The organism is Actinoallomurus liliacearum, assembly GCF_039542035.1.
GTDB lineage: Bacteria > Actinomycetota > Actinomycetes > Streptosporangiales > Streptosporangiaceae > Actinoallomurus > Actinoallomurus liliacearum.
The window spans coordinates 50,082-62,495 of record NZ_BAABHJ010000001.1 but is presented as its reverse complement, the minus strand read 5'-3'; the positions used below and the strand labels follow the sequence as shown (position 1 = coordinate 62,495).

The following is a 12,414-nucleotide window of genomic DNA, read 5'->3' as shown; positions in this document are numbered from 1 at the left end:
ACTTGGAGCCATGACCCGGTGTATCGCTCTACAGTCACGTAGCGAAGCGGGCGAAGAGTGAAGGGTGTGGCATGGGGGGACTGCAGTCCGGAGGCGGAACGAGTGCCGTCGCCGCGTCGGCGCACGCCGGGTGCGAGCGGTTCCGGCTGACCGATCCGTTCATCACCCGCAGGACCCGCAAGGCTCTGGCCACGCGCATCGGCCACCCCGACACCGGCGCCGGGATCCCCGAGGCCCGGTGGACGCGGGCGATGACCTTCGAGAGCCTCGTGCACTCCGAACTCTTCGTCTCCGCACTGCTCACCCAGGCGGTCGGACGGCTCGGCCTCGCCCGCCCGGATGCCGTCCGCCGGCGCGACTGCCACGGCGACCTCGCCGACACGGCCGACGAACTCGCCCGGGCCCACCGCGAGGCGGAGTCCTCCGGTGCGGCGACCATGCTGACCGCGCTCGCCGTCCCGTACCTCGACCTCGAGTCCGTCCCCGACGCGACCCCCGTCCAACCGGACTTCGCGATCGTCTGCCCCCGGAAGGAGGACGACCGTACGGTCGGCTCCTGGCTGATCATGGGCGACGCCAAGGACTACGAACGGGTCCGCTCGCGCATCGACGACGGCCGGATGCTCAAGGGCTTCCTGCAGGTCGCTCTGGGCGCCGAGTCCGCCGCCGCCTGGAGCGGGCTGCCGACCGGCATGCGCGTGCACCGCCACGGTGCGCTGGCCGTACCGCGCAACGCCTTCTTGCAGCCCGAGGTCGTCGTGGAGCTGCTGGACGACCATCGGATCGAGGTCCGCACGAGGGCCGATGAGCGGCTGAAGGCCAAGGCCGAGCTCGGCACCGGGTTCCCGGCGGAAGCGGAACTCGTCCCGTACGTCGCCCGGCTGACCGCGGACTTCGATCCGCGCGGTTGCGTGACCTGCAACCTCTTCTCGTACTGCCGGGCGGAGCTGCGCAAGGCCGACGACCCGCGCGCCGTCCTCGCCGAGATCGGGATCGACCGTCTCCGGCGTCCCGCCGTGGCGGGGCTCGTGACCGGTGAGAGCACCGACGGGCCCGCGCCGCGAAGCATCGTCGACCAGGTGCGCGCCACCGTCACGGGCCTGCCGTCCTGGACCGGGCGGCTGCGCATCGACCCGTGCGGCCTGCCGGGTACCGTCGACCTCGTCCTCGTGAAGTCGGACGCGTCGGCTCTGGGAGTGCACGGTGTGGCCGTGCGGAAGGTAGGGGCCGACGGACCGGCCGCCTGGGCGCGGCGGGTGTTCCCCGACCCACAGTCCCCGTTCACCCGCCGGGCCGTGATGCGGATCCTCGGCGCGGCCGTCCGCGAGCTCCGGGAGGCGGGGGTCGGACCGGTTCACCTGGTCGTCCCGGACCGGTCCACCGCCGACCTGCTGGCCACCGCCGCGGACTCCCTGGCCGGGGTCGAACTCAGCCGCCTCCGTTGGCAGCACGACCTGGACAGCGGCCGCCCGGCCCTCACCTTCGACGGGGAGCCGGCCACGCTGCCGGAGCCGCTGCACGACGACGAACGGCTCGCCGTCAGCTTCCTCCTGGAGGAGGACCGGGCCCGCGCCATGAGCCTGCGCACGCCCATCGTCGACGTACGGGCCGTGCTCGCCACCCACGTGACGCCCGGCGGCCCGGCCGTCGACGCCGGCCGCCTGGACTACCTCCTCACCTGGGCGGAGGCCACCGACCCGCTGGACCACCGCGAGGTCTCCGACGTCATCGCGCAGCAACCGGAGACCCCCGGCGCCCGGCTGTCCAACGTCACGTCCGACGCGATCGACAAGGCGCGGCGCGAGGAGGACCCGGAGGCGTACAAGGCGCTCGTCGGCGCGGCTCTGGACTACCGCGTCCAGGTGCTCGAGAGGGCGCAGCGCGTGCTCGGGGGAGTGGGGGTCTCCCGGCTGCGCGAGGTGCACCGCGTCCTGGAGGCCGACGCGCAGGAGGTCTGGGGCCGCCGTGTCGCGCTGCAGGCCTCCGACCTCGTCCGCTTCTCCCGGATGTACTCACACTGGCGCAACGCCCATGTCGACCTGCTGGACGCCGATCGCAAGTGCTTCGACCAGCTCACCTGCCTGGTCGACACCTCGGTCGCACGCGACAGGGCGGCCGACGCCGGGATCCGCGAACTGGCCCTGGCGACCGTGATCGGCCTCGACCCCGTCCGGCTCGACGTGCAGTCACGGCGCCTGGGCGACGGGTCGGAGGTCGTCGCCCTGCACGTCGGCGACCGTGCCGTCGTCGAGCAGCCGGCCACGACCTTCAAGATTCAGCGAGGGTCCTTCAAGCTCGGTCAGTTGCCGATCGGGGCGCTCAGGCGTCTCGACGGCGTCGAGGGACTCCTCTGGGACCCCGAGGTCGTCCCCAACCTGGCGGTCGGCGACACCCTGGTCCTGGCGGACGCCACCTGGTTCACGCGGTTCAAGTCAGGCCATGAGCTCGCGGTGAAGCGGCCGTCCCCGGACGACCGGTCCGCTCCGAAGGCCACCTGCACCCCGGACGCCTACGCCGAGGACCCGGAAGAGCACCAATGGTGCTGCCGGCCGCACACGGTCGCCGAGGCGGAATGGGCGGACACGCTCGCGGAGCGCCGATCCCTCGGTGAGCTCAACCCGGAGGTCTGGCCGCCGCTGGTCGACGAAGAACGGTTCGACGTCAGACCGCCTGCGGAAGTACCGCTCCTCGTGGTGCCCATGCCCATCCCCGACGAGCTGACCATCGACGACCTGGACTGAACGGGAATGACGATCACCTTCTCGGCCCCCGCCGTACCACCGGAAGACGCGCGCCACCACGAGTCCGCGGCCGAGGGCAACATCGAGGCCGCGCAGCGAGCCATCTCCGCGCTGCTGTCGGCCCTCGAGGGCACCGCCGACTACGACAGGATCCTGCTGCGCGCCGCCGCCGGCGCCGGGAAGTCCTACGCGCTCGTCCGCATGGTCCGCGAAGCCCTCGCCCATGAGAACTGCGCCAGGGTGGGCGTCACCGCGTTCGCGAACAAGCAGGTGTTCCCGCTCGCCGGCGAACTGGGCAGAGAGCTGGGCGCCGCCCGGGTCTGCCTGTTCGTGGCCAAGGACCGGCTGCCCGAGGTGCCGCAGGACGTGCTCGACCAGGTCTCCGTCGCGACCTCCGCCGGCGGCGTCCCCGACACGTGCGACGTGGTCCTCGGAACCTCCCACAAGATGGGCGCGTGGGGCGAGCCACAGCGGTTGCTCGACCGCCTCGGTCCCGGCGTCAACGCCACGCTGCCGTTCGACGTGCTGTTCGTCGACGAGGCCTGGCAGCTCCCCCTCCACCGCTACGCGACCGTGCAAGGACTCGCTCCGCTGTCCGTCGGGGTCGGCGACGTCGGCCAGCTGCCGCCGATCGACCCCGGCCAGAACCCCTGGCGCGGCGACCCGGGCTACAACCCCTACCGCGCCTGGCCGACCGCGTACGAGAACGACGAGAAGACCTTCGCCGTGGACCTCCCCGCGGTATGGCGCCCGACGGCCGCGCAGCTTCCCCTCTGGCGCGCCTTCTACGGTGACTGGGACCGGCTGGACTGCGTGGCGGCCCCGGGCGACCGGACCGTCGAACCGCCGGCCATGACCGGACCCGCCGCCGCGGTCTGGGAGTCCGTCGCCACCGGGACGCCGACCCTGCTCGAGGTCGAGGGCCTCCCGGATCCCGAGGCGCCGGACATCGACCCGGACCTGCTCGGGGTGGTCGAGGAGGTGCTCATGCCCCTCCTGGAGGGCGGGTTCGCGATCACTCGCCGACGGTACGACGGCGTCGGCAGGCCCCTGAACGAGGAGCGGATCACCTCCGGCGCGCCGTCCGGGGATCCTCTGATCGTCGTCCTCGCCACGCGCAACCAGGCGGTGGACGACGCGACCGCGATGGTCGAACGCCTCACCGACAAGTACGGTCTGCCGGAGGGCGTGCTGCTCGCGTCGACGGTGGACTCCTGGCAGGGGCAGACCAACGCCATCACCGTCGCCGTCCACCCGCTGTCCGGAGCCGACCGGCTGGACGAGTTCAACTCGGCGTTCGGCCGGCTCGCCGTCACCTGCACGCGGGCCACCCATGGGCTGCTGATGGTGGCCCGGGCCGGTCTGGACGACCTGCTGGGCGAGGCTCCGGCCCGGCCGGGTACGCCTCTGGGCGAGCCCGGAAACCGGTCTCTTCCCCGCCAGACCCACCAGCGGATCCTCACGACGTTCAGCCGCGCGACGCTGCGGCTCGGCGGCCGGGGGTCAGGAGGTAGGCGATCGCCATGTCGCTGAGTTCCTCTGCGTACCGGTGTCGGGCTGCCTCACCTGTAGCGGAGTCGGGACGTACGGAGTTGTGGAAGCAGGGTTCCAGCATTGGTTCGGTCAGCGCCGCAACCAGCTGGTCCTTGTCCTCGAAGCGGCGGTAGATCGTACCGACCGAGACGCCGGCGCGTTCCGCGACGCCTGTGATCGTCATCTCCTCCAGGCCGGCCGGGTGGCGATCTCCTCAGCCGCCTGCAGCACGCGAGCCAGTGTCGCCGCGCGGCAGCTTCAAGGGGGGAACGACGGTGCTCGCCACCCAGGGCCTCACCTCAGGCGCGTTCCTGGCCTGGATGGACAAGGCCTTCGCCGACGAGAACGTGCTTCTCGCGGCGGAACCCGAGCACTAGGTGATGGGCGCCGAGGCCGACGGATCCTTCCGGGTGGTGGAGAACATCGGCTCCCACGTCAGCTCCTTCTCCATGGGCGGCTGGGGCACGGAGACGCCGGCGTGGGTCGCGGACGCCGACGAACTCCTCCCGGAGTCCGAGTTTCCGCACAAGATGTCCTCCAACCTCTTCCTGGCCGACGGCACGGTCATCGGGCGGGCGCTGGTTCAGTTCGGTGACACCGCCGACGGCTTCACCGCCAGCTTGACGGTCTACGTGCCCACCGCATGCCCGGACGACGTCCTGGAGCACCACCTTCGGCACTTCGCTGTCGAGTTCAGGAACTGGATCACCGCCGCCGGTGCGGCACGCGCCTGAGGAGCTGAGGGCAACGCCCGCTGGTTCCCGCCGCAGGAAGATACGGCGGCAGGGGCCGGCGATCTGCGGGTCGGTCATCCGGTGACGTGTGCCGGGGTGAACGTGACGGGTAGGGCGGTCAGGCCGCGCATCTGCATGGACGGCCGCCAGCGAAGTTCGTCGGGGGAGACCGTGAGCCTGACGTCGGGGAGCCGGTCCAGGAGCACTTCGACGGCCGTTTGGGCGATGATCTCGGCGATCTCTGGTGCCGGGTGCGGGCATCCGTGTTCACCATGGGCGAAGGCCATGTGGGCGTGGTTTCCGAGCGCACCGGCGGAGGAGTCCGGCCGCACCTGCGGGTCGGCGTTCGCGCCTGCCAGGCCGAGGACGATGCCGTCACCGGCCTTGATGAGCCGGCCGCCCAGGTGCGTGTCCTGGGTCGCCCATCTGCCCAGGCTGTTCTGCCCAGGGGTGTCCTCCCAGAGCACCTCGTTCAGTGCCTGACCGGCGCTGCGGCGACCACCGGACAGGGTCACTGCGAACCGGTCGTCGGTGAGCATGAGCCGCAGGGTGTTGCCGATCCAGTTGGCCATGGCGTCCTGGCCGGCGGTCATGGTGATGATGAGGTCGTGGGTGAGTTCTTCGTCGGTGAGCCCCGCAGGGTGGTCCAGCAGGCGTGAGGGGATGTCCGGACCGGGCCGCTCTCGCTTGGCCGCCAGCAGCCGCAACATCGCCGCGGCGAACCGCTGGTAGGCCTCGATGGCTCCGTCACCGCCGTTCATCGCCGCCATCACGTCGCGCGCGAGGTCGGGTGCCTCGGTCTTCGGCAGGCCGAACATCTCGGCCGAGACGAGGACCGGCATCGGGTGGGCGTACCTCGCCATCAGGTCCGCCTCGCCACGGGCGGCGAAGGAGTCGATCAGTTCGTCGGCGATCCGCTCGCACTGCGACCTCAGCTCGAACTGGTCGACCGCGGCGAGGGCGGCGCTGATCGCAGCGGAATGCCGCTGGTGCTCGGGCCCATCGGTGAACAGCACCGATGGCTGGTAGGCGATGAACGCCATCAAGGGCCAGTCGGGCGGGATGCGGTCCCAGGCGTTCCAGCGGCGGGAGTCACGCACGAACAGCTTCGGGTTGGACAGCACGTGGTAGAGCTCGCGATACCCGATCACCAGCCATGCGGGCACGTCGCCTTCGAGCAGGACCGGCACGACCGGACCATGCGTCCTCCTCATCTCCCGGTACAGCTCGGTCGGGTTCTCTTGATACTGCGGGCCGTACAACCGAACGGCGTCCGCGTGCGCGAGGTGTTCCGTCGGCGGGGTGCCGACGGGGCGCGCGCGGTCGGCCGGCGACTGGGCATCGGTCATCATGTCTCTCCACGAAGGTCCGTTCGGTGCCGCTGACCGGCAGGTGCTGCGTCTTCGACGGGTTTCAGTCGAAGACCAGCCGTCCCACCTTGTTGGCGGTCAGCTCGGCGAACCAGATGGAGCCGGGCTGCTCGTTGTTGATGTCGCAGGGACTGGACAACGAGGAGGGGGTCGCATAGGACTCGGCCTGATGCGTCACGGGATCGAAGCTGCCCATCTTGTTGCCCAGGCCGACGCTGCCGGCGAAGTTCAGTGAGAAGTACAGCCTCCCGTCGCTGCCGGTGACGATCGGCCCGGGGATGGGGAGGGGGTTGCCGATACCGCCACCGTCGAACAGGCTGCTGAGCAGGCCGCCGAGCCCGAACAACGGGAACTCCTGGATCCGCCCGGTTTCCGGGTCGATACGAGCCAGCTTCATGGCCAGTTCCTCGGTCACCCAGATCGCGCCGTCGGGACCGGTCGTGACACCGAGCGGGAACGATCCCGGTGTGGGCATCGTGTATTCGGTGACCGCCTTGGTGTCCACGTTGATCGAGAAGACCTTGTTCTCCAGCGGCAGGTCGGTCACCATGGTGCGCCCGGGCCCTGGCTTGATGATCCCGAACAACGCCTGTTGTGCTCCGGTGGCCGTGGGCAAGGGGTACTTGGTCATCTGGTGGGTCGCCATGTCGATGCGGCCGACCGAGTTCAGCCCGCCGAGCGTGAACCACATCGCGCCATCGGCGCCCTTGGTGATGTCGTTCGCCAAGCCGAGCCCGGTGTGCAGGGGAAGCTCCAGCCCGGACGTGTTCAAGGCACCGGCCCAGGGAAGCGGTATCTCCTGCATGGCGCCGGTGTCGGGGTCGATCCGTAGCAGGCTGTTGCCCGTCACCTCGGTGGACCAGATGGCGTTGTCCTGACCGATCTCCTCGCCGCCCGGGACGGACAACGGCATGGGCGTGCGGAACTCCTCGAAGTGCCCGGTGGCCGGATCGAAGCGGGTGAACTGCCCGGCCAGGTACTGCTCGACCCAGAGCCGGCCGTTGCCGTCGAATTCGACCTCACACGCCCCCGAGAGCGGCCCGGTCGGCAACGGACCGTACTCGACGACATGAGGCACCGCCGCCCGGGCGGCGGTGGCGGGAACGACCGCCGCGGCACTGGTGATGACGGCGGCGCACAGCCGGCCGATCAGGCGATGGGTGGCGCGCGGCGCACGCTCGCGCCGACCACGAGGTGAACGAGTGGCAGCCGGTGGCATCACTACATCCTTCCGATCGAACAGCCGGTCCGCCTGGGAGGAAATACCGCCAACTGCCAGGCGAGCGGACCAGAGCCTAGAGGAGAGATGCGTCCACATACGAGTTCAGCACCATATTGAGTCGTATTTGCCAGCAATATGTGTATTGTCGCTCTTGCGGTTTTTGTGCCCGTGATGGAAGTTTCCGATCATGACCGACGGTCGACTCGCCCAGCTGAGCTGACAGCCCGGCGCCCCGACCCACGGGTAGGACGATCTGGGACATCGCCGAAGCATTACTATCGGCCGTCACCTCGTTGATTAGCGTCTGTGGAGGAAGGGCCGCCTCGGGGAACTCAGGTCATCCCAGCGAACGCCAACCAGAGGGAAGGGCACGTCGCCGTGTGCTTCCTCGCGAACGTGGGATGTGCCGGCGCCGGCCAGGCGGGTGGTCACCGCGACGGCGCTGTGAGCGCGCCGCACAGCCACCGGCACGTACGACGGCAGATGTTCGAGTGCGGCGCCGGCCGGCATGCCGAACATCGGTGACCCGATCGGCAAAGCCGAAGCCCCCGCCGGCGCTCGGCCGGCGAGAGCTTCCGGTCGCCGCCCATGTGTTCGGGTAACCAGCCCGAGAACGGCGAATGTGTCCCAACCAGGCAAGGTCGAAGGACGTCTTTCAGTCTACTGCGGGGGGGCTTGAGCCGGCTCATGCGCGGCCTCCGCCCGGCCGAGCGGGGAGGCGCCTCGTGCCGTCACCAGCACGGCTCGTTCCTCCGGCATGGTCATGCCTTATCGCGGAATTGCTTACGGCGGGCGGTGTTCTGCGGATCTCGCTGCTCTAGTTCCACCCGGTGCACAGGATGTCGCGGTTGAAGCGGTGCAGCGGCGACTCCAGGCGTACCTCGCGGAGCGGCATGGGGCGGGCGTCGGCGAGCGCGGCCCGTACCGCGTCGAGTGCCGCCGGGCCGCCGGGCCGCCGCGCACGATGTCGTCGACCGTACCGATGGCGGAGGGCAGCAGTGCCACCATGCCTTCGGCCTCGTTCAAGGCGCCGGCTCGCCGTGTGCCGTCGACGGTGACAGAGGCGAGTCTCATTTCCGTGGCCCCTCAGGACCAGGTTCGGGCAGCGGCGCCGGCGGTACGAGCCGGTGTTCCGGGATCACGGCCACGCCCAGGATCTCGATCATGGCCTCCGGCTGCCACAGGGCGGTGCAGCCGATCCCGGCCATGGCCGGGTAGACGGGACCGGCGAGCTCGCGCCAGACCCGGCCGATCTCCTTGCCGTGAGCCTGGTAGCCGGGGATATCGGTGAGGTAGAGGGTGATGCTCACCAGGTCCTCGGGTTCGCCTCCCACCGCGCGGAGCGTGGTCAGCACATTGCCGAACGCCTGGCGGAACTGCTCGACGATGCCGCCAGGAACGATCTCCATGTCGGCGTTCAGGGCGGTCTGTCCGCCCAGGTAGAGCGTGTTTCCGGTGAGGGTTCCATGCGAGTACCCGCTTGGCGCTGGAAGGGCACTCGGGTTCACGGCGACGGGCGTCATACGGCCTCCCGTTGGGATGGGTCGAGCTCCGGTTCTTCCTCGGAGCGGTATTGACAATAAATGACGGTCGTGAAAAATACGACATGTCACGAGCATGCTCCGACACAGCGATCCGCCGACAGCCGTCCCTGGCTGCGGTCTCGCACCTCGACCGGCCGGCGCCTCCCCCCACGCGATCGAAACGGAGCCATTCCGATGGAGCCCGACTTCAGCAAGTACCGCCTCGAGGGTGACAACTCGATGTATCGGCTGCCCAGCGGTCTCGTCCAACCCGTGGTGACGCGCGGCGGCCTAGAGGACGCCGGTACGGCCGACTCCGGGGGAGCGGTGCGGATCTCGGGGGTCAGCATCCAGCACACCCCGGCCACGAGGCTGTGGTTCGGCAAGGTCAGCAACGAGCCGGGCTACCGGTCGGTCTCTCACCACCACGGCGAGGCCGAGACCGGCGGCTACGTCCTGTCGGGGCGGGCGCGCATCTACTTCGGCGACAAGTTCGAGGACTACGTCGACATGGAGGAGGGCGACTGGGTCTTCGTGCCGCCGTTCATGCCGCACGTCGAGTGCAATCTCTCGCGCACCAGGCCCCTGGTGTGGATGACCACCCGTACGCCGGAGAACATCGTCGTCAACCTGCCCGACGTCGCCGACACCGACCTGCGGGACTGGCTGAACCGATGACGACTCAGGCCCTGGAGACCTCGGCGGTCTTCACCGCCGCCGTCACGCTGACGCCCGCGGAGACCGAGCACTTCGACGTCGCCTTCACCGCCATCACCCAGCCCTGCCCCTGGCCGAAGGCCTACGGCGGTGATCTGGTCGCCCAGGCCGCGGCCGCGGCCATGCGGTCGGTGACCGACGGCAAGACGCTGCACTCGATGCACGGCTATTTCCTGCGCCCGGCCGACATCGGGGCGCAGGTGCGCTACGAGGTGGAGCTGCTCCGGGACGGACGTGGCTACAGCACCCGGCAGGTACGCGGTTACCAGCACGGCAAGCCGATCTACGTCTGCCTGGCCAACTTCGCCGCCGGTGAGCCCGGCGGGACGTTCCACGCCGAGCCGCCCGAGGCCGTCCCCGATCCGGAGGAACTGCCCAGTTCCGCGGCGTACCTCGCGCACCGGACCGGCGGCACGATGACCGATGAGTCGAAGGCCTACTGGTCCGGCGGCCGCAGCTTCGACATGCGGCATGTGCCCGGGCCGGTCTACCTGACCATCGAGGGGCGACGGGCGCCGCACCAGGCGGTGTGGATCAAGCCGTTCGACCCGCTCCGGCCGGTCGAGGGACTGAGCGACCCGCAGCGGGACATGGCCGCGCTCGCCTATGTCTGCGACTACACCATCCTCGAGCCCGTGCTGCGTGTGCTCGACCTGCCCTGGGCCAGGCCCGGGCTGATCACCGCCAGTCTCGATCACGCCATGTGGTTCCACCGGCCCGGACCGGTCGACGGCTGGCTCCTCTACGTCCAGGAAGCGGTCGCCGCCGACACGGGCCGCGGCCTCGGCACCGGCCGCTTCTTCACCCGCGATCGCCGGCACCTCGCCACCGTTGCCCAGGAGGGCATGATCCGCGTCGTTTGACCCGTCGTCCCCTCGCCGGCGGCTCCCGGAAGGCATCCCCATTGTTCCTTTCGCCATCAGCCCACCTGGACACCTTCACCCGCGATCACCTGCCGCCGACACATCTGTGGCCGACACTCGAGTTCACCTTGCCGGAGCTGCGGTATCCGGACCGGCTCAACGCCGCCACAGAGATCCTCGACAAGGCGGTCGCGACGTTCGGAGCCGACCGGCCGGCGCTTCGTACGCCGGACGGGGAGATCTGGTCCTACGGCCTGTTGCGGACACGGGCGAACCAGGTCGCCCAGGTGCTCACCGAGGACCTGGGCCTGGTTCCCGGACAGCGCGTGCTGCTGCGCGCCCCGAACAATCCATGGACAGTCGCGGCCTGGCTCGGCGTGCTCAAGGCCGGAGGCGTCGTCGTGACCACCATGGCCGCGCTGCGCGCCCGCGAGGTCGCCCCGATCGTCGAACGGACCCGGCCGTCCATCGCGCTGGTGGACCACCGGTTCGCCGAGGACGTCCACGTCGTCAAGGACGCGACGATGCCGTCCATGACGGTCGTGGAGTACGGAGGCGCCGGCGCGGACGATCTCATCGAACGTGCCCTGGTCAAGTCCGGGCGGTTCAGTGACGTGGCGACCGCCGCGGACGACGTCGCGCTCCTGGGGCCGACGTCCGGCAGCACCGGCGTCCCGAAGATCACCATGCACTTCCACCGTGATCTGCTGTCCATCGACCGCACCTTCGGCCGCCCCGTGCTCGGGCTGACCCCGGACGACACGGTCGCCTGCTCCGCGCCCCTCGCGTTCACGTTCGGTCTCGGCATGCTCGTGGTCTTCCCGCTGCTGGCCGGCGCCTGCGCGCTGCTGACCGAGTCCGTCACCCCGCCGCAGCTCGCCGACATCGTCCAGCGACACGGCGTCACGGTACTCGCGACCGCTCCGACGGCCTTCAAGGCGATCCTGCGTGAAGGCCGGGAGGAGAAGCTGGCCGGGTTGCGGACCGGTGTGTCGGCCGGCGAACACCTTCCGCGGACCACGTGGGAGGGGCTACGCGACAGGCTCGGGCTGCGGATCATCGATGGCATCGGCGCCACCGAGATGCTGCACATCTTCATCGCGGCCGCCGGTGACGACATTCGGCCCGGCGCCACCGGGAGGCCGGTGCCCGGCTACCGCGCCACGATCCTCGGCCCGGACGGCGAAGAGCTCGGGCCCGGTGAGTCCGGACGGCTCGCCGTCATCGGCCCGGTCGGTTGCCGCTATCTGGACGCCGCCCGCCAGACGGACTACGTCGTCGACGGCTGGAACGTCACCGGCGACGTCTTCTACCGGGATGAGGACGGCTACTTCTTCTACCAGGCCCGCAGTGACAACATGATCGTCTCGTCCGGGTACAACATCGGCGGGCCCGAGGTCGAGGCCGCCATCGACACCCATCCCGACGTGCTGGAGTCCGGTGTCGTCGGCCGTCCCGACGCCCAGCGCGGCTCCGTCGTGTGCGCCTTCGTCGTGCTTCGGGACGGCGTGGTCGGCGACGCGGCCAAGGCGAAGGAGATCCAGGATCACGTCAAGCGGGTCCTGGCCCCCTACAAGTACCCGCGCGACGTGCGGTTCTGCGACTCGCTGCCGCGCAACAGCAGCGGCAAACTCCAGCGTTTCGCTCTTCGCAGGGTCATCGACGACGAGCAGGCCGCCATGCCTGTCGCCGAGCAGTGAGAGGAACTTCG

Annotated in this window: 10 protein-coding genes; 6 read left to right on the top strand and 4 right to left on the bottom strand. The window is 70.0% G+C overall.

What is annotated here, in order from left to right; all coding sequences use genetic code 11:
- Nucleotides 1-71: 71 nt before the first annotated feature.
- Together ABD978_RS00270 and ABD978_RS00265 are read left to right on the top strand one after the other, a co-directional pair.
- Nucleotides 72-2,741: a hypothetical protein gene (locus ABD978_RS00270; RefSeq protein ID WP_345346228.1), complete on the top strand. Its 2,670-nt coding sequence runs from the start codon at nt 72-74 to the stop codon at nt 2,739-2,741.
- A gap of 6 nt (nt 2,742-2,747) precedes the next feature.
- The gene (locus ABD978_RS00265; RefSeq protein WP_345346225.1) at nt 2,748-4,274 is read left to right on the top strand and encodes a hypothetical protein; all 1,527 of its coding nucleotides are present in this window, start codon (nt 2,748-2,750) and stop codon (nt 4,272-4,274) included.
- On the opposite strand, the gene ABD978_RS43685 is transcribed toward ABD978_RS00265, so the two are convergent.
- Nucleotides 4,210-4,458: a helix-turn-helix domain-containing protein gene (locus tag ABD978_RS43685; protein WP_425550651.1), complete on the bottom strand. Its 249-nt coding sequence runs from the start codon at nt 4,456-4,458 to the stop codon at nt 4,210-4,212. The two genes, ABD978_RS00265 and ABD978_RS43685, sit on opposite strands and share 65 nt — an antisense overlap.
- A gap of 196 nt (nt 4,459-4,654) precedes the next feature.
- On the opposite strand from ABD978_RS43685, the gene ABD978_RS00260 reads away from it, so the two are divergent.
- Nucleotides 4,655-5,008 (top strand): hypothetical protein, encoded by a 354-nt coding sequence (locus tag ABD978_RS00260; protein ID WP_345346222.1) that lies wholly within the window; start codon nt 4,655-4,657, stop codon nt 5,006-5,008.
- A 74-nt stretch (nt 5,009-5,082) separates the two neighbouring features.
- Here the strand turns inward: ABD978_RS00260 and ABD978_RS00255 are convergent, their stop codons facing one another.
- The 3 genes from ABD978_RS00255 to ABD978_RS00245 form a co-directional block, all read right to left on the bottom strand.
- Nucleotides 5,083-6,360, bottom strand: coding sequence for a cytochrome P450 (locus tag ABD978_RS00255; RefSeq protein ID WP_345346219.1), 1,278 nt, complete (start codon nt 6,358-6,360; stop codon nt 5,083-5,085).
- A gap of 61 nt (nt 6,361-6,421) precedes the next feature.
- Nucleotides 6,422-7,597 (bottom strand): Vgb family protein, encoded by a 1,176-nt coding sequence (locus ABD978_RS00250; RefSeq protein ID WP_345346216.1) that lies wholly within the window; start codon nt 7,595-7,597, stop codon nt 6,422-6,424.
- 1,073 nt (nt 7,598-8,670) lie between these two features.
- Entirely contained in the window at nt 8,671-9,123 is a 453-nt protein-coding gene (locus ABD978_RS00245; RefSeq protein ID WP_345346213.1) for a RidA family protein, read from the bottom strand.
- A 195-nt stretch (nt 9,124-9,318) separates the two neighbouring features.
- Between ABD978_RS00245 and ABD978_RS00240 the strand changes: the two genes are divergently transcribed.
- Genes ABD978_RS00240 through ABD978_RS00230 form a run of 3 tightly spaced genes read left to right on the top strand, consistent with a single transcriptional unit; the run spans nt 9,319 to nt 12,403 of the window.
- A complete protein-coding gene (locus ABD978_RS00240) occupies nt 9,319-9,801 on the top strand; it encodes a cupin domain-containing protein (RefSeq protein WP_345346210.1) in 483 nt (160 codons plus the stop codon).
- A complete protein-coding gene (locus ABD978_RS00235) occupies nt 9,798-10,703 on the top strand; it encodes an acyl-CoA thioesterase (protein ID WP_345346207.1) in 906 nt (301 codons plus the stop codon). Before ABD978_RS00240 ends, ABD978_RS00235 begins: the two co-directional genes overlap by 4 nt.
- A 41-nt stretch (nt 10,704-10,744) precedes the next feature.
- Complete coding sequence (locus ABD978_RS00230; RefSeq protein ID WP_345346204.1) at nt 10,745-12,403, top strand: AMP-binding protein; 1,659 nt, start codon at nt 10,745-10,747, stop codon at nt 12,401-12,403.
- Nucleotides 12,404-12,414: the final 11 nt, after the last annotated feature.